Source organism: Mucilaginibacter sp. 3215, assembly GCF_050433785.1.
GTDB lineage: Bacteria > Bacteroidota > Bacteroidia > Sphingobacteriales > Sphingobacteriaceae > Mucilaginibacter.
On the sequence record NZ_JBNPWO010000027.1, the window covers coordinates 15,472 to 36,582 of the forward strand.

The 21,111-nt window shown below is 41.7% G+C and carries 13 protein-coding genes; 5 read left to right on the forward strand and 8 right to left on the reverse strand.

The annotated features are described in order from the left end of the window. Positions 1-375: 375 nt before the first annotated feature. On the reverse strand, positions 376-1,212 hold the full coding sequence (locus tag ABIC84_RS25985) for an energy transducer TonB (protein WP_426586032.1): 837 nt from the start codon (positions 1,210-1,212) through the stop codon (positions 376-378). A 517-nt stretch (positions 1,213-1,729) separates the two neighbouring features. Next, entirely contained in the window at positions 1,730-1,852 is a 123-nt protein-coding gene (locus ABIC84_RS25990; protein WP_426586030.1) for a hypothetical protein, read from the reverse strand. Between the two features lie 165 nt (positions 1,853-2,017). On the opposite strand from ABIC84_RS25990, the gene ABIC84_RS25995 reads away from it, so the two are divergent. Further along, complete coding sequence (locus ABIC84_RS25995; RefSeq protein WP_426586028.1) at positions 2,018-3,328, forward strand: ammonium transporter; 1,311 nt, start codon at positions 2,018-2,020, stop codon at positions 3,326-3,328. A 140-nt stretch (positions 3,329-3,468) separates the two neighbouring features. On the opposite strand, the gene ABIC84_RS26000 is transcribed toward ABIC84_RS25995, so the two are convergent. From ABIC84_RS26000 to ABIC84_RS26010, 3 genes are all read right to left on the reverse strand, one after another. Next, on the reverse strand, positions 3,469-4,065 hold the full coding sequence (locus tag ABIC84_RS26000; protein WP_429265469.1) for a DUF4468 domain-containing protein: 597 nt from the start codon (positions 4,063-4,065) through the stop codon (positions 3,469-3,471). 72 nt (positions 4,066-4,137) lie between these two features. Continuing rightward, entirely contained in the window at positions 4,138-5,178 is a 1,041-nt protein-coding gene (locus ABIC84_RS26005) for a porin (protein ID WP_354484262.1), read from the reverse strand. Between the two features lie 225 nt (positions 5,179-5,403). Continuing rightward, positions 5,404-7,011 (reverse strand): ammonium transporter, encoded by a 1,608-nt coding sequence (locus tag ABIC84_RS26010; protein ID WP_429265470.1) that lies wholly within the window; start codon positions 7,009-7,011, stop codon positions 5,404-5,406. 599 nt (positions 7,012-7,610) lie between these two features. Here ABIC84_RS26010 and ABIC84_RS26015 point away from each other — a divergent pair. Next, the gene (locus ABIC84_RS26015; protein WP_091174334.1) at positions 7,611-9,785 is read left to right on the forward strand and encodes a glutamine synthetase III; all 2,175 of its coding nucleotides are present in this window, start codon (positions 7,611-7,613) and stop codon (positions 9,783-9,785) included. Between the two features lie 158 nt (positions 9,786-9,943). Here ABIC84_RS26015 and ABIC84_RS26020 read toward each other — a convergent pair whose 3' ends face one another. Further along, a complete protein-coding gene (locus ABIC84_RS26020; protein ID WP_426586020.1) occupies positions 9,944-11,719 on the reverse strand; it encodes a chloride channel protein in 1,776 nt (591 codons plus the stop codon). A gap of 219 nt (positions 11,720-11,938) precedes the next feature. On the opposite strand from ABIC84_RS26020, the gene ABIC84_RS26025 reads away from it, so the two are divergent. After that, complete coding sequence (locus tag ABIC84_RS26025; protein WP_426586018.1) at positions 11,939-13,120, forward strand: AIR synthase related protein; 1,182 nt, start codon at positions 11,939-11,941, stop codon at positions 13,118-13,120. A gap of 68 nt (positions 13,121-13,188) precedes the next feature. On the opposite strand, the gene ABIC84_RS26030 is transcribed toward ABIC84_RS26025, so the two are convergent. Together ABIC84_RS26030 and ABIC84_RS26035 are read right to left on the reverse strand one after the other, a co-directional pair. Beyond that, positions 13,189-14,478 carry a M12 family metallopeptidase gene (locus ABIC84_RS26030; RefSeq protein ID WP_429265471.1) on the reverse strand — a complete coding sequence of 430 codons (1,290 nt, stop codon included), beginning with the start codon at positions 14,476-14,478 and terminating at the stop codon, positions 13,189-13,191. 146 nt (positions 14,479-14,624) lie between these two features. Continuing rightward, a complete protein-coding gene (locus ABIC84_RS26035) occupies positions 14,625-17,966 on the reverse strand; it encodes a carboxypeptidase regulatory-like domain-containing protein (RefSeq protein WP_426586014.1) in 3,342 nt (1,113 codons plus the stop codon). A 399-nt stretch (positions 17,967-18,365) separates the two neighbouring features. Here ABIC84_RS26035 and lpdA point away from each other — a divergent pair, with 399 nt between their 5' ends. After that, positions 18,366-19,757, forward strand: a complete 1,392-nt coding sequence (gene lpdA / locus ABIC84_RS26040; RefSeq protein ID WP_426586012.1) for a dihydrolipoyl dehydrogenase — start codon at positions 18,366-18,368, stop codon at positions 19,755-19,757. 113 nt (positions 19,758-19,870) lie between these two features. After that, positions 19,871-20,710: an MBL fold metallo-hydrolase gene (locus ABIC84_RS26045; protein WP_429265472.1), complete on the forward strand. Its 840-nt coding sequence runs from the start codon at positions 19,871-19,873 to the stop codon at positions 20,708-20,710. The last annotated feature ends 401 nt before the right edge of the window (positions 20,711-21,111 follow it).

Sequence of the window (21,111 nt, forward strand, 5' to 3'; positions counted from 1 at the left end):
AGGCATTAGCCACAAGGCCGGTATCCGCTCCTATCACTAACGCGGCTCCCGCGCACCATCACTAAAACCTATTTTATACATCACCGCAACTTTTTCCGGGTTCCCCAGGGTGGCTACCCGCAATGACGAATTTTGTTTTTTATGTAGAGACGCATCACATGCGTCTCCCACATGCAAATTCCTGAACTTAATGACCTACAAACCGGCTTGTCCTATGGGAGACGCAATTATGCGTCTCTACCAAAAATGTTTTATCTGTTCTTAAACAACTTCCGGGAGGCATGATGGATAAAAAAAAGCCCCGCGTAAGCGGGGCCGAAACAGTTAGCTACTATATAACACACATTTAATTAAAAACACACAGCAAATTATTACCTATTCTTCTGTCGCTAACTGAAAGCTTATCGGGATACTGTACCTAACCCGTACATTCTGGCCGTTTTGCACGCCCGGCTTCCAGGCTTTGGCTAATTTAAGTACACGTAAAGCTTCCTCATCAAAACCATAGCCTGCTGGACGGTCCACCTTTATATTTGATAAAGTGCCATCTTTTTCAATAATGAAACTCAGAAGAACTTTGCCTGAAACACCCGCATCTTGTGCGGCTCCCGGAAAGCGTAGGTTTTTTTGCAAAAACTTAGCCCAGGCTGCAGCCCCGCCAACAGGTTCGGGCATAACCTCAAGCCCACCGAAATCAGTAACAACCTCCTCTCCTTTTCCGGCGCCACCGCCACCTCCCCCTTGCTGAGGCTGCTCAATAACAGTGTTTCCCCCAGGAGTTCCTTTTACATCAGCCGGCCCAATAGCTGCATCTTTCAAATCGGTAATAGTTGGCGGGTCTGTTGGCGGATCAGTTGGAACTATATGCGGCGTGGTGAATCCTTTTGCTTCAACCGGGGCAGCCGGCTTTTGATGCTCCATTGGAGCAGGAGCATCCGGTTGCTTGGGTTTAGCCTCAACAGGTGGTTTGGGGATGGAAGGATCAAGTTTTACTTCTATTATCCGCCTATTATCAATTGGCTTCGGCTTTGCCTTAAAAATAATGGTTGCAGCCGATAAAAGGGCTACTGCCGCAAAGGCGATCCCCATGGATTTTGTCATGGTACGCCCATAGCTTTGTCTTAATTCATAAGCGCCGTAATTTTTGTTGCGATGGTCAAATACAAGGTCGAGCCACTCGGCATTGTACAAATCAAATTTGGTGATAAGCATAGTTTCAGAATTAAATTTCAATTATAACGGATATACTTATATTATATTTTGTATAAAACTAAATTTATCGAAAAAAATTTCGTCTAATTTTTCATCAAATTTTCATTTTCTCACAAAAACCATCAAATCATAATATTCTGTTCAAAAATCAATAACCAAACCAATTTTTTTTATCAATTAAACAAAAACAGCACAAAAACATTCATTTAAACACAATTTTTATATATAAATCATTAAAAACTTAAAATATTTTAAAAAAAAGTGCAGTTATTTTATTTTTTTATTACTTTTAGATATGGTTAACAGGCTTTATAAACTTATCGCCTTATTTTTTTTACTCTTTAGCGGATTCACTGCGTCCGCTAAGGGTGAATTATACCATTATTACCACAAAACCACAAAAAAAACCACGGTATCCGCGACAATACCGCATCACCGCCCGTTAAATTTTGAATTCACACTCAATAATGCGCTCACGCCCGCTATTAATATACACCAACATAGGGGTGCACATTCTTTACAGGCCTTTGTAGCAACGCTCGGCGGCTACGCCATTAAATTTAAATACCTTGATTTCATTTGCGGACTGGATACGAGTAAACTCTCCCGGTTCCGTAAACTCATCCTTTTTCCGTTTCACGATTTTTGGTAGGCAAAAAACAATAAACCAACCCTCATGCTCTGATTAAGCATGCAGGATTTATTGTTTTTTAAAAAAATTTAGTTTTAATGCTGTCCGGTATTTTTGATTGGATACTGGGCAGTATTATTCAAATCTTCATTTTTCCTCCCTTAAACCCAAAACATGAAAAAATTCATACCCTTCGGCATACTTTTAATTGTAATTGTATTAGCCCTTCTATACCCTTCAGTTACACTTACAACCATTAAAGACAGCAAAATTGATACAGGTGATACCGCCTGGCTATTAGTAAGTACCGCCCTTGTACTGATCATGACCCCTGGCCTGGCATTTTTTTATGGTGGTATGGTGAGCAAAAAAAACGTATTGTCAACCATGCTGCAAAGCTTTGTTTGTATGGGTGTAATTACTGTTATATGGGTAATATTCGGCTTTAGCCTTGCCTTTGGCGAAGATGAGTTTGGTGGCTTTATTGGTAATCCCGGCACTTTCTTTATGATGAAAGGCACATTAGGCAACGCCACCTGGGAACTGGCCCCAACTATCCCGCTGATACTATTTGCTATGTTCCAACTAAAATTTGCGGTTATCACCCCAGCCCTCATCACCGGCGCTTTTGCCGAGAGGATCCGCTTCAACTCTTATGTTATCTTCCTTTGCCTGTTTATGGTGTTTATATACGCACCATTAGCTCACGCCACCTGGCATCCAAAAGGCTTCCTTTTCGGAAAAGGCGTACTTGACTTTGCCGGCGGCACCGTGGTGCACATGAGTGCAGGCTGGGCAGCTTTGGCATCAGCCATATATTTAAAGGGCCGTAATGAAACATCACACAATCCGGCCCGGATCAGTTATGTATTATTAGGAACAGGCTTATTGTGGTTTGGCTGGTTTGGCTTTAACGCAGGTTCGGCATTAGGTTCGGGTACATTGGCCGCAACTGCCTTGGCAACAACCACTACGGCATCAGCTGCAGCAGCTATGGCCTGGATGTTCTTTGATATCCTTCGCGGTAAAAAACCAGGTGTATTAGGTGCCTGTATCGGCGCGGTTGTAGGTTTGGTGGCTATCACCCCTGCAGCGGGCTATGTAACTATTCCCCATTCATTAATTATCGGCATCGTAGCAGCAGTTGTAAGTAACCTGGTTGTGATTTGGAGGACAAAAACCAGCATTGATGATACCCTCGATGTATTCCCATGCCATGGCGTAGGCGGCATGGTAGGCATGTTATTAACCGGTGTATTTGCACACCAAAACGTAAACTCCGCCAATACAACCGGCAATGGTTTATTTTACGGCGAAACCCACCTCTTCATTATTCATTTAATTACACTTGTAGGCGTATCGGCTTTTGCCTTCTTTGGCTCATTTGTTTTATTAAAGATCACCGACATGATCAGCACATTACGTGTAACACCTGAAGAAGAACTCGCGGGCCTTGATATCAGCCAGCACGACGAGGAATTGTAACCAGATCCTACCCCTACCTGATTAAACCCAATTAACAACATAAAAAATAAGCCGCACTCTTTACAGCGTGCGGCTCTTTTATTTCATCTTGCGCATTAGTTACTGCCCGCTGCAAACCTGCAACTGCAAAATCAAGAGAATTACCATTCCTTGGTTGAAACCCTTTTCACTTTTTTCACGTCATGTTTTTCAAGCGACGAAGTTTTGAGCATATAAACTTTCAAATTATCGCCCACGTGCTTACTGTTAATCGCTACCTGGTTTAAACAAGCATTAAAATCAGCCTTTGATAATTTTTCCGATGCTTTTTCAAGGGCAACATCTTTTCCATGCATTAATTCAACATTACCATAACGGTTCCGCTGATAGGGCTGATACACAAAATCAGTCAGCCAATAACGATACTTACCATCTTTCACCTCTATCCTAAGCGTATAAGCTATCTCGCCACCTTCACTATTACCCATTAAACCCTTTTTATTAATCAAAAAAGCCCCGGCACCGGTAAGCGCATTGCCATCCTTATCGGCCTTGGTCAACTTAAGCACTTTTGCCGGATAAGCCTTCTTAAAAAAATACAGGCCCCTGTCATAAAGCGTATCAGCTATAGCGCCGGGCTGCTCTGCCGTTTTATAATAGATATACTTGTTATTTTCATCAAAAGCCAGCGAATCCTTCTGCGCAAAAGCGCCTGACGAAAAAAGGAGACCAACAAAGCCTAATAGTATCTTTTTCATTTAACAAATATAAAAGCCGTTCCGGATAAACCCGGAACGGCTCGCGATAAAAATAGATTAAATTAATTTTTTTTAGAACGCGTACACAGCAGCTACAGCAAACTGGCCGGCTGATTTTGAAGGATCGCCGGAGTGGTTAATGAATGAAGTAGACGAGCCGTGATCTAACCTGATTTCAGGAATGAAAGTAAGCGGGCCTGATTTGATATTTGCGGTAAAGGTAAATGCCTTAACATTTTCGCCCGGAGGGGGGCCAAAAGTTGCCAATTCACCTTTTTTAGTTTTGAAATATTCGCCCCTTAAACCCAAAGTTACTGTTTTTGACACAGCCAACTGCGGATATAAAGCAACACCGCTAAAACCACCGCCATCATGCGGAGCCGAATAAGTAGCACCGTTTAAGCCCAGTTTAAAGGCGTCGGTAATTTGATAAGCAGTTGTTAAATCAACTTCGGTACCTGAAGTGCTTCCGGTAGCAAGGTTAAGATAAGCAGTCCATCCTTTTACAGGAGACACGAACAACTGTGAGCCGAAAGTATTTACCTTATGTGCTGAAGTATAATAGTTCCAGGTATCATTAAAAATACCGGCCATTAAACTTACCTTATCGCTGAACGCGTAAGTTAATTTAACACCAGGATTTTGGAACGGACCGTTAGTGAATAAATACGAAGTAGAATAGTTAAAGTTACCTACCGGGCTGATAACCTCATAACCAATAAAGGTAGCCATATAACCACCTGTAAGGTTTAATTTATCGGTTAGATCATATGACACGTACAAGTTCTGAATGTGGAATGAATCACCATCGGGGCCATTTGGGATCGACTGGCTTTGGCCACGCGGACCAAATGAAAGCTCACCAACAAAAGCCGCTTTGCCAACTTTTTTCTTCAAACCCAGGTCAATCATACCAATTGATACTGAATTATGATCGCTTGCAAAACTGGTAGGGATTTGTGAACCCTTATCAGAAAAATCATATTTATAATAGGTATCTACCGAACCGTAGATCACCAGAGGGGAATCTGAGGTTGTTTTAACAGTGTCCTGGGCCTTAACCGTAAAGGCCGCAATTGAAAATAATGAGAAGAGTAGAAATACTTTTTTCATGATAACGATTTAATTGTGAATTGATAAACTATTTGTTAATTGTTATTTTTGGGGGCAACCACGCTATTACTATTTGATTATCAACACCTTGTAATTAAAAGGATCATTTATGTGCCGGCATAAAAAATCCCTGTACGGCTGGCAACGGCAACGTCAATCAAAACATCCCACTTCACCAACCGCACAAGGCATCAAATATCTTTCTCAGGTACTGTACCGAGCTATTTAGGCTTCAGAAGCAACCTTAGCGCCATTATCAAAAAGGCCGCTTAAGCTAATCTCATCATCCTGAACAGGGTAAACTTCGATACCGTGGTCAAATACGTCGATACCACCGGCACCTGCTTCACCATGCTCTTCGATACGTAATTTCCATGGATGGCCTAATTTGTTGATCACAAACATCATTACATATGAAACCACGAATACTGCAAGGGTAATAGTAAGGCTACCGATCAGCTGAGCTTTTAATACATCAAAACCACCGCCATAAAACAAGCCTGTTACCGGAGCAGAGTTATCAGCACCTGTTGGGCCTGTAGCACCATATTGACCTGACGCGAATAAACCTAATGAAATAGTACCCCAGATACCGTTAAAGCCGTGTACTGATACTGCACCAACCGGATCATCGATACGGAACCACTCAATAAGGTAAACACCGCCGAAGATAATGAAGCCTGAAATAGCACCAAGCATGATAGCGCCAAACGGACTAACCCAGTAACAAGGGCAGGTAATAGCAACTAAACCTGCAAGGAAACCATTAATAGTAAAGGCCAAATCAAATTTGCCTTTTGTTGGGCCAAACCATAAGGCAGCAAGCATAGCAGTAAAACCGCCAGCGCAGGCAGCAAGCGTAGTGTTTGCAGCAACACGGCCTATGCCCTGCATATCCATTGCTGATAGCGTTGAACCAGGGTTAAAACCATACCAACCAAACCAAAGTAAGAAACCACCTACAGCAGCAACCAATAAGTTGTGACCTGGAGGCAAACCGCCTTTTTCTTTATCATCGCGGGCAAATATCCTACCCAAGCGTGGGCCTAATACCATTGCACCTGCCAAAGAAGCCACACCACCAATGGTGTGTACTACTGTTGAACCTGCAAAGTCACGGAAAGGCTGAGCGCTTATTGATTTGAAGAATCCCGAAGTTCCCATGGTAGCAAGGAAACCATCCGGACCCCAAGCCCAGTGACCGATAATAGGATAGATAAAGCCGGTAATACCGATACTGTAAAGGATATCGCCACGGAAACTGGTACGACCGATCATAGCGCCAGATACGATGGTTGAGCAGGTATCAGCAAAAGCGTACTGGAAAATCCAATGTGCCAATACCGGGATACCGGTTGAACCATAAGTTTCAGGTGTATTTTGAAGGAAGAACCAGGTTTTGCCATCAGCACCACCCCAGCCAATAAAGCCGTTACCGTTGCCAAACATAAAGGCATAACCTATAGCGTAAAATAGCAAACCACAAAGACAAGTATCAAAAATACACTCCATCAGCACGTTCACTGTTTCGCGCTTACGGGCGAAACCAGCCTCGAGCATAACGAAACCCGCCTGCATACCAAATACCAAAAAGGCAGCAACCAGTGTCCAAACAGTATTAACCGTGTTAATTAACGCTGTTTCATGGGCGGTGTACGTTTCGGCAGCGTTAGCTTTTGTGCCAAATACACCCGGCAAAACCATCATTGCGGCAAACACCAGCAATAAGCCAATCATTTTCCCTGTAAAAATGGTTGCTCCCAGCGCCCATTTTTCACGTGTCAGCTGTCGGACTGCACTTAGGAAGTTGTGTTTTGTAGAACCTACTTTCATCGTTTAATTTAGTTTGATTGTTTTTTAAAAATTAATTAGTTTGATTGTTGTATTTAAATTTAGTTTGATTGCTATCCTGAATTACAAAACACTTTTCACCTCCAAATCCTCAATCACGCCTCTAATCTTTTTCATTTTTTTTATAAAAAGCATAATAATTGGTGTGTTTTCGTAAATTATTTTCTGAAATTAGGTAGTATTTTTAAGAATAACAAATTATTAATGATAAATTAATGGCAAAAAATTAAAAAATTATGAAAATTGCAAAAATAAGGCTCTAATAATGTCATTTTTTAAACATTTAAAAATGATATTTTCAATATAAATTCATTTTCATCATTAAAAAAATTGAAAAATCTAATTTTTACAGTTTAAAATACCAATTAATCAGTTTTAAAAGCAAAAAATTGCCCAAAAACATTAAAAAAACACGATTTTATTGATTTCAGGCAGACCTTTTAGAAGATTTAAGACTTTCCTTTAAATTATATCAGTTTTTTAATGATTAGGTGGTATGTTATATTTCACTTAATTTTGCCCGATATTTTAAAGGATAGTTATATTTTTGAACACTAACCTTTATTTAAACCTCATAAAATATGTCCAATATTCGTTTTAAAGCCTTACAGGATGTACTTTCAAGAACTATCCCTGAAGTAAAACCGCCTTCACCAAAAATTTCCGATTATTTCGGATCGAATGTTTTTGATAAAAAGAAGATGAAAGAATACCTTTCATCAGAGGCTTACCAGGGAATTGTAAATTCAATTGAAAAAGGTGAGCCGATCCCGCGCGACCTGGCAGAACAGATAGCCTCGGCAATGAAAGCCTGGGCTTTAGGCAAAGGCGCAACCCATTATACACACTGGTTTCAACCGCTTACCGGCACTACGGCCGAAAAACATGACGCTTTTTTTGAGCCCACTGCAGATGGCGGCGCTATAGAACGTTTTTCGGGCGACGCCCTTGCACAACAGGAACCTGATGCCTCAAGCTTCCCGAGCGGCGGCATCCGTAATACATTTGAGGCCCGCGGTTATACTGCCTGGGACCCTTCTTCACCTGCCTTTTTAATGGCGCGTACCCTGTGTATCCCAACAGTGTTCGTATCGTACACCGGCGAAGCGCTTGATTATAAAGTACCTTTATTAAAGGCACTGAACGTGCTTGATAAAGCGGCCGTTGATGTTTGCCATTATTTTGATAAAGGCATAGAAAAAGTAAATGCATCATTAGGTATTGAGCAGGAATACTTTTTGGTTGACCTGGCCTTATTTAATGCCCGTCCCGATCTTTATTTAACCGGCCGCACTTTATTCGGTCATATGTCGGCCAAAAACCAACAGTTGGAAGATCATTACTTTGGCTCGATACCTGAGCGCGTGTATGCTTACATGCAGGATATGGAAGCCGAAGCATTGCAATTAGGCATCCCGCTTAAAACCCGCCATAATGAGGTTGCTCCATCCCAGTTTGAATGTGCACCGATATATGAAGAGATTAACCTCGCCATCGACCATAACCAACTGTTAATGGATTTGATGGACCGTGTTGCCAGGCGCCATAACTTTAAGGTATTACTTCATGAAAAACCATACGCAGGTCTTAATGGTTCGGGCAAGCACAATAACTGGTCGCTGATAACCAATACCGGCAAAAACCTGTTATCGCCGGGCAAAACGCCTAAAAACAACCTCATGTTCCTGGCCTTTTTTGTGAATACCATAAAAGCGGTACACGAGCATGCTGATCTGTTAAGAGCATCCATTGCATCAGTTAATAATGACCACCGTTTAGGCGCCAATGAAGCCCCTCCGGCCATTATATCTATATTTTTGGGCAGCCAGCTTAGCGACGTGCTTGATGAGATAGAAACATCCCGCATCAGCAAAAAAATCAAAGAAGAAAACCTGTTATGGCAGGGCATCCCTAAGATTCCGCAAATTTTACCCGATAATACCGACCGTAACCGTACCTCACCTTTTGCCTTTACCGGTAACAAGTTTGAGCTGCGCGCAGTAGGTTCATCAGCCAACTCGGCCAGCCCGATGACCATTCTTAACCTTATCGTTGCCGATCAGCTTAAAAAATTCAAATACGATGTAGATAAGCTGATGAAAAAAGGCGAGAAAAAAGATCTGGCTTTATTAATGGTGATCAAAAAGTACATCAAAGAATCAAAAAACATCCGCTTTGAGGGAAATGGTTATAGCGAAGAATGGGAAAAAGAAGCTGCGCTAAGAGGTTTACCCAATATTAAAACCACACCAAAAGCGCTGGATGCTTTAATAAACGATAAGTCTGAACATCTTTTTGCCGAAACCGGCGTGTTCACCGTGCGTGAAGCGCATGCACGTCACGAGATCTTACTTGATGCTTTCTACAAAAAGCTACAGATAGAAGCCCGCGTAATTGGCGAAATGGTGATGAACGTGATTATTCCGGCAGCAATTGCTTATCAAAGCAAACTGATTGAAAATGTAAAAGGACTAAAAGATATTGGCCTGGATAAAGCAACTTATGCTTCGCAGCTTGACATCATTAACAGGATCTCAGAGCATGTGAACTTCATTAAAACCAATACCGAGCAAATGGTTAACGAGCGCAAAAAAGCTAACGTTATCGACGACCTTCGTCAGCGCGCTATTGATTACGATGAAAAGGTAAAATCATTCTTCCAGCCTATCCGCTACCACGTTGATAAACTGGAGCAACTGGTTGATGACCGCCAATGGCCACTGCCTAAATTCAGGGAGTTGTTGTTTATTAAATAGAACTTTGATTTTAAAATACAAATGCCGCTGATGTTAAACGTTAGCGGCATTCGTATTATCATGTCATTGCGAGGAACGAAGCAATCGCACGGAAGCGTGACCACTCTGTATAGCATGCGATTGCTTCGTTCCTCGCAATGACATTTTTTTAGTTATTCCTACGCAAACAAATCACTCGCCTTATGCTGTTCAATAATCACAGCCCTGTATTTTGATAGCAATGCCGACTTGGATATAAAGCCAATGAAAACCTCATCTTTTACCACCGGTAACTGCCATACGTCAATGGCATCAAAGGTGTCCATAACGCTGCTGGCCGGTTGATCATAATCAATTATAGCCGGTGGTTCAATCATGATATCGGCTATATTTTCATCCGCGATATCTTTATTGAACAGGCGCCGGCGAATGTCGTCTATCAATACAACACCTTCAAGACTCCCGTCCCCTTTAAGCACCGGGAAAATATTAGCATCGGTTTTGGCCAGTACCTGGTAAAATTCGCCAACCGGCATTTGTTTATCAACCGGGGTATATTTGCGGTTTATGATGCTATCAAGCATTATACTGTTAAGCATGCCATAATCCTGCCCCGGATGAATATTGTTATGATGAATCAGCTGGCTCCAGTACATATTATGGGGCGATGAATAACGTGATATGATGTATGACATTGCTGATACGATCATGAGCGGAATAAAAAGCACATATCCACCGGTAATTTCGGCTATCAGAAATATGGCAGTTAACGGGGCATGCAATACACCGGCCAGCGCGCCAGCCATACCTACCGCAATAAAATTAACCGTATTTAAATGTATCAGCCCGGTTTGATTAACCCCGTAAGCCACAAACAAGCCCAGGAAAGCGCCGGTAAATACCGTGGGTGCAAATGTACCGCCATTGCCACCGGCACCAATGGTAATACCCGCAGCAATGATCTTGGTAAACACGAGTGCCCCTATAAATAACAACATGACAAGCGGTTCGGAAAGCCAGTTGGCAAAAAAGCTTTCTTCCTTTAATACATTGATATTACCATTTAAAATTTCGGTGAGATAATGATATCCCTCGCCAAACAATTGAGGAAACACAGCAATGATCAGCCCTAATATCACACCGCCGCCAACTGCCCTCACATATCGGTTTTGTTTTTTTAGGATCCCCCCTTCAAGTTTACCCCCTACTTTGGATATGTATATCGCTATCCATCCGCTTAATATGCCAAGCAGCACGTAAAATGGCAGGGCGTTCATTGCCCAGCCTTCGGTAACCAGGTGGAACAATTGCCCCGAGTATAATAATTTGGAAACCACAACTCCCGTAGCGGATGCTATTAATAAAGGTATAAAAGTGGGAATGGTAATCTCTCCTATTAATATCTCCAGCGAAAAAAGCACCCCGGCAATAGGACTGTTAAATACCGCAGCTATACCCGCCGAACATCCTGCAGCCAACAATACCGTTTTTTCATAGGGTGTAAGCTTAAAAAACTTACCTACATTTGAACCGATAGCTGTACCCGTACAAACAATAGGCGCCTCCAACCCTGCCGAGCCACCGAAACCTATGGTTAATGAACTGGTTATTAAATGCGAATAAATATTATTGGCTTTGATGTTTGAGCGGTTCTTTTTGATATTGATGAGCACCTTACCTATCCCTTTTTCAATCTTATCGCGATTGATCAGGTGCTGATACAGCACCGTACCCAAAATGCCTATTGCAGGTAAAAACACATAGGCTATATGATAATACAGGTGCGAAGAGATATTCCGGCTTAACTCTTCCATTAAATGCACTAAAAACTTAAGGGCAACGGCGGCCAGTCCGCCCATAAAACCTACAAACACGCTGCAATAAATTAAAAAGTTACGTTGACTATTACGTTTTAACCGCCAGCGGTTTATTTTGTAGGAAAGCGTTTTTAACATAAGAAGTATATACTACCAATTCTGCTGATGAAGAGTTATGAGCGCGAATTGTTTCCGATTAAGCTGATAAAACAGACTAATGACGTGTATTAGTCGATTTTCTTACAAAGAAACACAATTTCGGTCAATTTTATTAATCAGGTCACACTCATAATTTAAACTCCGTATAAGGAGTAGCACTCTTTCTTAAAATTAAGGTTAATAGCATTATATTTGCCCATGATTTCTTCGCAAAGATATGATCAGCGTGGCGTATCAGCCTCCAAAGATGACGTTCATAATGCCATAAAAAATATCGACAAAGGCATTTTCCCCAAAGCTTTCTGCAAAATAGTACCCGATATCTTAACCAACGATCCTGAGTATTGCAATATTATGCATGCCGATGGCGCGGGCACTAAATCGTCATTAGCTTATACTTACTGGAAAGAGACCGGTGATATCTCTGTATGGCGCGGTATTGCCCAGGATGCCATCATCATGAACCTTGATGATTTGCTTTGTGTTGGCGCTACTGACAACATCCTGCTGTCATCAACCATCGGCCGCAATAAAGGCCTCATTCCCGGTGAAGTTATTGCCGCTATCATTAATGGTACCGAAGAAATTTTAGCCGAACTGCGCGGGGCCGGCATCGGCATTTACTCAACCGGCGGCGAAACTGCTGATGTGGGCGACCTGGTACGCACCATCATTGTTGATTCGACAGTTACCTGCCGTATGAAGCGTGAAGATGTGATTTCCAACCACCGCATTGAACCCGGCGACGTTATTGTAGGCCTTGCCTCATACGGTCAAGCTACTTATGAAAAAGAATACAACGGCGGCATGGGCTCAAACGGCCTTACATCTGCCCGTCATGATGTTTTCAATAAAACTATTGCCGATAAATTCCCCGAAAGCTATGACGCGGCCATCCCTTACGAGCTGATCTTTTCGGGCAGTAAAAACCTTACCGATGCAATTGACATTGGCAACGGTGAAACCGTAACGGCAGGCAAGCTTGTTTTAAGCGCGACCCGTACCTACGCCCCTATCATTAAACAGATATTGGATGGCTATCGCAGCCAGGTTCACGGCATGGTACATTGCAGCGGCGGCGCGCAAACCAAAGTATTGCATTTTGTAGAAGGTTTGCATATTATAAAAGACAACCTGTTCCCTGTACCACCACTGTTTAAACTCATTCACGAGGAATCAAAAACCAGCTGGCAGGAAATGTACAAGGTATTTAATATGGGGCACCGTATGGAGCTTTATGTGCCTGAAGCTATAGCTGCTGACCTGATCAATATTTCAAAAAGCTTTGGTGTTGATGCACAGATCATTGGCCGTGTAGAAAAGGCAGATACTAAAAAAGTAACCGTGACATCGGAGTTTGGAGTGTTTGAGTACAAATAAAAATTATCATAAAAAGGGTTATTAGCAGATCAATCCGCCAATAACCCTTAGTCATTTTCAACCTATTATCAATATCTGCCTATATAACCTATTCCTCCGGCAATTCCATAACTTTTAATATAGGATCCAGGGGTAGCTGTACCATCATATGTAAAGCCCATTTCCTGAGTTATTATATCGCTATATAACTGAATTGAATTTACCCCCGGAGAAATATTATAATTCAAATTAGTAATCGTTTCCGTAGGTCGGTAAGGGTCGTAATAAACTAAGGATCCCTCAGTTATATTGAGCCTTATCGGGGAGGTAATAGTTTTAGGAATTGTGCAAGCCGCATCCTGGAAAAAATCAACATATACAGTATATTCATGGTGTGCGGTATATTCATTATCTATCTGATCGCCCAGAGGAACGAATCTTAATTTAGCAAACAAGCTGTTAAAGTAAAGATAATTCACACCGGCAATATCGCCAGCAGACAGGTAATATCTTTGTTGGAAAAATTCAGTTCCATCTAATTTAGTCATCTGAAAAGCCGTGTTACCATTTATACGGGCGTCTGGATTATCAGAAGGATATAACATTATCGAATCGAAATCAAAAAGTCCGATTTGATATCCGCTAAGTCCGGGATAAGTATCGTACTGCGGGCGCCAGTTACTGTTGATATTTGCATAATTTACATTAATATAGGCACCTCTGTCAGTTCGGGCCTGCTCGTGCATCAAACCAATAGCGTGCCCAATTTCGTGAAGAACCCCGCCAAAATCAACGTTATTTATCAACCTGATTTGTTGTGGACCTCCTACCATTCCAAGCTGCGAATCGCCGGATCCCTGAGCGGGCGCTCCTGAAAAAACGATATAGTTTGCCTGGTTGGTCCTTTGAATAAACTGAAGCTGGGTGTGTGAACTCCAGTAAGATATCGCAGCGTTAATAGTACCCTGATTTACCGGGTTATTAATAGTATAATAAACTTTGCCACCAGGCCACAATAAATTAAAATTAGAGGTAAAGGTGCTATGCTCTTTAACTGTACTTTGCGCCGATAGCTTTTTTGTTGAACTATGGTTCTGGATATATTTCAGCTGGTTTGCAGATAATACTATATCACCACCTAAAATGTATTCATCATTTACTTTTTGCAGGACTACCGTCGAGCCATCATTCATATAATAGGTAACGTATTCTCCCATATCAGCCGGATGGGCCTGAGGAATGATCACCTGGTTGTTTGCTTTTTCGGGAGCACTATCATTTTGAGCTGACTTTCTTACTTCACTTTTTTTACAAGAACCTAAGACGAGGATTAACAAAGCGAAGAAACCCCAGAGGGAGAGATGTTTTTCTGTTTTCATTTGATAAGATTTAAGTAATTATTAATTAAGCTGAAATTAACTATTATTTATAAATACCAAATAAAAAAAATATAAATTTAATATTAACAAAAAAAGGCCCCGGTCAAATCGACTGGGGCCTTTAAATATGTTTTTAACTGTAGTTATTAGTTAAAGATATACCTTACACCAATTTGTCCCTGGAAACGAGAAGCTAAGCTGATATCGTTTTGGAATGATTTGGTAACAGGGATCTGGTTATTAGCATCAAGATAAGGGAATGAATAAGTTGCCTGACCAGTGGTAGCATCTTTACCCATATACCTTAACACAGTGGTTGCACCATTGTTGAAGCCGCTGTATGATACTTGGTAAGTACCCCAGTTACGGTTCAATAAGTTGGTAAAGTTGATTACATCGAAAGTAAACTCTAAAGTGTTTTTAGTTTTACCGGCTTTGATCATGAAGTCCTGAGCAAAGTGCAAATCTAACCTTTTGTAAGTTGGCAAGATAGCACCGTTACGCTGAGCAAACTGGCCTCTGTGTGCACTTAAGTACGAATCCTGGTTGATGAAGTTATTCAACTGGTTCCATATCTGACCAGCGGTACGTGGATCAGCAACACCATTGGTACCGGCAGGGGCTTTAACCAGGATAATGTCACCCTGATTTTTAGGGATATACATCAAGTCGTTAGTGGCGCCGTCACCGTTTGGATCGTTAGCTGTGATGTACGAGATAGCACCGCTGTTAGCTGCTTCAAATACTAAACCAACTGTGGTAGCTAAGTTTTTAGCGTATTGTTTACGGTATGATACAGTAGCAATGATACGGTTTGGCTGTACGTATGAGCTATTTGAAAGGTTATCAGTATTTGGGTTACCCGCAACATACCTGGTGCTCCAGATAGTGCTTGCAGTTGAACCGCCGTCGTTAACATCTTTCGATTTGGTATAAGTATAAGCTACGCTTGCAGCAAAACCATTTGTAAAGCTTTTCTGTAACTGACCAGTAATGAAGTATGAGAAGCCTTTGTGAGTATTTCTCATGTAGTACAAACCATTGATAAATGGATTTTGTGCTGTAGTTGGGTTAGTTGCAGTTGGACTAGTTGTATTTTTAGAAGTGTACTGAATTTGACCTTCAACACCTGGAAGAGTTGTATAGCTATCAGACAATACTAAGTTTTGGTGATAGATAGCTCGGATATCTTTGGTATAAGCACCTTCGATAGTACCCACGATACCACCAGGTAATTTCTGATCGATAGCTAAGTTAGTTCTCCAAATTTTTGGATATTTCAGGTTGGGATCAGCAACGTCAAGCTCGTATGAAGTATTTGCTGCTGCATTTGACGGGCGGTAAGCATTTACGTCTGGTTTGAAAATTAAGCTTGGGTTAGTTGGGTCGTTAGCTTTGGTAACAGTTTTTGAACCGAATAGCAAACCGTTGTTTGAAGCCTGGTTTGAAATCCATACGAAAGGAACCGAACCGGTAAACAAACCAGAACCACCACGCAACTGGGTTGAACCATCGCCATTAACGTCCCAGTTAAAGCCAACACGCGGAGAAAGCTGGATCCTGTTTTTAGGCAATTTAGAAACGTCAACATGCGTACCACCCTGGAAAGTTAAAGCAGCGGCATTGCTGTTTGCGGCCAAAGTAGTAGGAAATTGATCATAATCTGCCCTTAAACCATAAGTTAACCGGAAGTTATCAGTTAAATGAAGCCTGTCCTGTACGTAAACACTGTAAATAGAAGCTTTGATTTTAGCATAAGGGAAACCGCTGCCAACTGCCGAGTAACGTAAAGTATAAGCAGCAGCAGGTTTGTCATTCAAGAAATCAGATGCTGAATTATAGGTATATAAACCATTATAGTCAGGAGCGAAACCGTTCGTGTAGCTCTGGATCTGGTTGCTTGTACCGATAGTGAACTCGTGTTTACCAGAGAAGATGGTTAAATCATCAGAAAACTGGAAGATATTGGTATTTAACAAGTTACCGGCAGTATAAAGTTCAGAGCCAAAGCTGGTTGCTGTTGCAGAAGCCGGAGTTAATACGTTACCTGCGTCATCGCTTGTACCGTTGCCTATATCGACCATAGGTATTGATGAGCTACCAAGGAAGCTACGGAAATCCCTCAAAGCTGAGTAACCAACAGTAAGCTTGTTTGAAACTTTATTGCTGAAACGGCTATCTAACTCAACAATACCGATGTTGAAGTTATTGTTGATGGTATAACCAGAACCGTAGAAAGGTAAAGTATTAGGGCCCGGAGCGCGGGTAGTACCATAACCAACAGATGTTTTACCATCGCTGTTGCTGATACCTGAATTACTTGCAGGCTGGTCTTTAAATGATTTCAGATAGAAATATTTAGCACTTAAGGTGTTGTTTTTGTCGATATTCCAATCCAATTTAGCAGTTAACTTATTGCTTGAAGTACGATATTTATAGCCTTCATAATCGCCCGGATTGTAACCTAAACCGGCCAGTTTCGTTTTGATCAGGTCAAGTGTAGAAGCCTGTACGTTAGATACGTTAGCACCGCTTAAACCAGTCCGGCCAGCAACATAAACTGCCGACGGTGGAGTAGTGATTCTTTCCTGTTCGCCCGACACAAATAAGAACAATTTATTTTTGATGATGGGGCCACCCACGGCAACACCATCTGTATGGTAGTTTACATCAGTTACATTAAGGTTGGTTGGGCCAACGTGGTAACCTTGCAATTTTGAACCACGTGCAAAGTAATAAGCAGTACCTTTTACTTCGTTGGTACCGGATTTTACCACTGTGTTTACACCGGCACCGGTAAAATTACCCTGACGTACGTCGTAAGGAGCGATATCAACCTGGATCTGGTCGATCGCGTCTAACGAAATAGGTTGAGAACTTGTCTGGCCACCTAAAGTACCTGATAAACCAAATGAATTGTTGAACAATGCACCGTCAACAGTAATGTTATTGAAAGTACTTGAACGACCACCGAATGATAAACCGTTAGCAGAAGGAGTTAATTTGGTGAAATCAGATAATGAACGTGCTACAGTTGGCAGGTTTTCAATTTGCTGACGGCTGATAGTTTCGCGGGCGCCGGTACGTGATGAGTTGATCACTTTACCTGCAGTACCCCTAACAGTTACTTCTTTTAACGAGGTAGTGTTATCAGCAAGCTGGGCAGCAATCCTTTGATCCTGACCAATTGAAAGGGTAATACCTTCCTGAACATAATTTGCGTAACCAATAAAAGTCACTTTAAAGGTGTAGGGGCCGCCTACCCTTAAGTTAGGGATGTTGTAACGGCCGTCGGCACGGGTTACAGTTGAATACACCGTACCTGTTGGGATGTGTGTAATTGTTACGGTTGCACCGGGAATAGCACCTTTAGCATCGGTAACGGTACCGTTAATGCTGGCGGTGGTTACACCCTGGGCTAATACGCTCTTACCAGTGAAGAACGAAAAGCCGATGAGAAGTAATAAAAGAAGGTAATGCTTCCTCATAAATTGCTTTTTTAATTATACGTTTAATTAATTGGCGCAAAGATAATTAATGAACTAATTACCAATGTTAAGTTAACGTTAACAATTATTATATATTTATCAACATTTTACATTATAAGTATAAAAACCATAAAACAATCGTCAAAAACAATGAAAATATTACAAATAATATGGTTTAAATCATATCCGGCTCTAACGGTTGCTTTACGCCCTTTGCTTTTATGACACAGCGCAGATATAAATAACGCGTGGCAGGTAATATATACCGGCAGTACATTTTTTGGTTTCAGCCCTTTTCCTTAGCTTTGGCATTCAAAAAATAGGGGGCTGCGGAAAAACCACAAAAATCCGCGCAGCTTATTTACCTTTGAAACGAAATTAAAGTATATCAATAATAATATGGATTACGATGTAATTGTTATTGGGTCTGGTCCGGGTGGCTATGTTGCTGCTATCCGCGCTTCCCAGCTTGGTTTAAAAACCGCCATTGTCGAAAAAGAATCTTTAGGTGGTATCTGTTTAAACTGGGGTTGTATCCCAACCAAGGCTTTGTTAAAAAGCGCCCAGGTTTTTGAATACCTTAACCATAGTGCCGATTACGGTATTAAAATTAACGGTGCCGGCGAAGTTGACTTTGCCGCAGTTGTTAAAAGAAGCCGTAACGTTGCCGATGGCATGAGCAAAGGCGTTCAGTTTTTGATGAAGAAAAACAAGATAGATGTTCTTGTTGGCTTTGGTAAATTGAAAAGCAAAGGCGCTGTTGAAGTTAAAGCCGCAGATGGCTCAGCTAAAACCTACAGTGCAAAACACATTATATTAGCAACAGGCGGCCGCTCGCGTGAGTTGCCTAACCTTAAACAGGATGGTAAAAAGGTTATCGGTTACCGCCAGGCCATGGTATTGCCGCAGCAACCTAAATCAATGGTTGTAGTTGGTTCGGGTGCTATCGGTATTGAGTTTGCTTATTTTTACAACTCAATAGGTACAAAAGTTACCGTAGTTGAGTTTTTAGATAATATTGTTCCCTTAGAGGATGAGGATGTATCAAAAGGATTAAACCGCATTCTTAAAAAACAGGGCATCAACATCATGACCAGCTCCAATGTGGAGTCGGTTGATACCAGCGGTGATTTGTGCAAAGTAACTGTAAAAACAGCTACAGGCACCGAAGTTCTTGAAGCCGAGATCGTACTTTCTGCAGTAGGTATCGCTACCAATCTTGAAGGCATCGGCCTTGAAGAAAACGGTGTTAAAACCGATCGCGGCAAAGTATTGGTTGATGATTTTTACCGTACCAATGTGGAAGGTGTTTACGCCATTGGCGATATTGTTAAAGGCCAGGCCCTTGCTCACGTAGCATCTGCCGAAGGTATTATCTGCGTTGAAAAAATTGCCGGTCAAAACCCTCACCCGCTTGATTATAACAACATTCCGGGCTGTACCTATTGCTCCCCAGAAGTTGCTTCTGTTGGTTATACCGAAAAAGCAGCTAAAGAGGCTGGGTATGAAGTTAAAGTTGGTAAATTCCCATTCTCAGCCTCAGGTAAGGCAAGTGCTGCCGGCGCTAAAGATGGCTTTGTAAAAGTGATATTTGATGCCAAATACGGCGAGTTCTTAGGCGCTCACATGCTTGGCTACAACGTTACCGAAATGATTGCCGAAGTAGTTACCGCCCGCAAACTGGAAGCTACTGGTCATGAGATCATCAAATCGGTACATCCACATCCAACCATGAGCGAAGCCGTAATGGAAGCTGCTGCCGAAGCTTACGGCGAGTGTATCCACTTGTAAGCCGAAAGTCTTAAGTTCTAAGCCCGAAGTTCTGACCTTATATTTATGAGTTCAAAACTTCGGGCTTCTTTTTTATTATAATATATTTGACTTAAGACTTAAAACGTACGACTTTGAACTTACATACTATCGATACCGGCTTTTTTAAATTAGATGGCGGGGCTATGTTTGGCGTTGTTCCGAAAACCATCTGGAACAAAACCAATCCCGCCGATGAAAACAACCTTTGCAGCTGGGCCATGCGCTGCCTGCTGGTTGAACATGAAAACAGGTTGATATTAGTTGATACCGGCATAGGCAACAAGCAAAGCGAAAAGTTTTTCAGCCACTATTATCTTCATGGTAACGCAAGTTTGGATAGCTCACTGGCTTCACTTGGATTTCATCGCGATGATATTACCGACGTATTTTTAACCCACCTGCACTTTGACCATGTGGGCGGTGCTGTTGTACGCGAGGGTGAAAACCTGCTCCCTGCCTTTAAAAACGCCACCTACTGGAGTAATCCCAAACATTGGGATTGGGCAGTTAACCCTAACGAACGGGAAAAAGCTTCCTTTTTTAGAGAAAACATCATCCCTATACAGGAATGCGGCCAGCTAAAATTTGTTGATACTGAAAACGGCATTAACTTTATGAAAGATTTTGAGATCCGCTTTGTATCCGGGCACACCGAATCCATGATGTTGCCGCTCATTAATTATAAAGGGAAACAGATCCTGTATATGGCCGATCTGCTGCCATCTATCGGGCATCTGCCTATCCCCTACGTCATGGCCTACGATATGTTTCCACTGCAAACACTTACCGAGAAAAAGCTCTCTTTAAACGAGGCCCTGGAAAAAGAATACATACTGTACTTTGAGCATGACCCGGTTAATGAATGCTGCACTTTACAGCAAACAGAAAAAGGCATCAGGGTTAAGGATACTTTTAAACTTAGTGACCTTTAACCGTTGATTAGTTTTGATTTCGATGATTCCGTTGATTCTTTAACTCAAAAAACACAAAAGGCATCCCTCGCGGATGCCTTTGTTCAATTGATCGGTTTAGGTTAAAAGCCTCGTCAATTAAATCAGTGCGGTTGAATTATAAAACCGGATACTATCGCAGCAACCAATCCATAGTTTCCAACCCCTGATCACTTAAAAAAGGTTTAGGTATAAAGAACGTATTATCTTTGGCCGGAGGGAGCGACTAACCACCAACCTCTAACCGTTGATCTCTTTCACAAAAGGTTTAGGATTTCGAGTTATCTGTACTCTCCCTCAAAAATCTCTAATCACAAACCTTTGTCATGATGCATAATTTGAAGGGATTACATAATCAACCTTTAATTTTTGTGCATCTATTT

Bases quoted from the DNA above. Each gene is read 5' to 3' on its own strand.
- ABIC84_RS25985 (WP_426586032.1), bottom strand. From the start codon at position 1,212: ATGCTTATCACCAAATTTGATTTGTACAATGCCGAGTGGCTCGACCTT.
- ABIC84_RS25995 (WP_426586028.1), top strand. From the start codon at position 2,018: ATGAAAAAATTCATACCCTTCGGCATACTTTTAATTGTAATTGTATTA.
- ABIC84_RS26000 (WP_429265469.1), bottom strand. From the start codon at position 4,065: ATGAAAAAGATACTATTAGGCTTTGTTGGTCTCCTTTTTTCGTCAGGC.
- ABIC84_RS26005 (WP_354484262.1), bottom strand. From the start codon at position 5,178: ATGAAAAAAGTATTTCTACTCTTCTCATTATTTTCAATTGCGGCCTTT.
- ABIC84_RS26010 (WP_429265470.1), bottom strand. From the start codon at position 7,011: ATGAAAGTAGGTTCTACAAAACACAACTTCCTAAGTGCAGTCCGACAG.
- ABIC84_RS26015 (WP_091174334.1), top strand. From the start codon at position 7,611: ATGTCCAATATTCGTTTTAAAGCCTTACAGGATGTACTTTCAAGAACT.
- ABIC84_RS26020 (WP_426586020.1), bottom strand. From the start codon at position 11,719: ATGTTAAAAACGCTTTCCTACAAAATAAACCGCTGGCGGTTAAAACGT.
- ABIC84_RS26025 (WP_426586018.1), top strand. From the start codon at position 11,939: ATGATTTCTTCGCAAAGATATGATCAGCGTGGCGTATCAGCCTCCAAA.
- ABIC84_RS26030 (WP_429265471.1), bottom strand. From the start codon at position 14,478: ATGAAAACAGAAAAACATCTCTCCCTCTGGGGTTTCTTCGCTTTGTTA.
- ABIC84_RS26035 (WP_426586014.1), bottom strand. From the start codon at position 17,966: ATGAGGAAGCATTACCTTCTTTTATTACTTCTCATCGGCTTTTCGTTC.
- lpdA (WP_426586012.1), top strand. From the start codon at position 18,366: ATGGATTACGATGTAATTGTTATTGGGTCTGGTCCGGGTGGCTATGTT.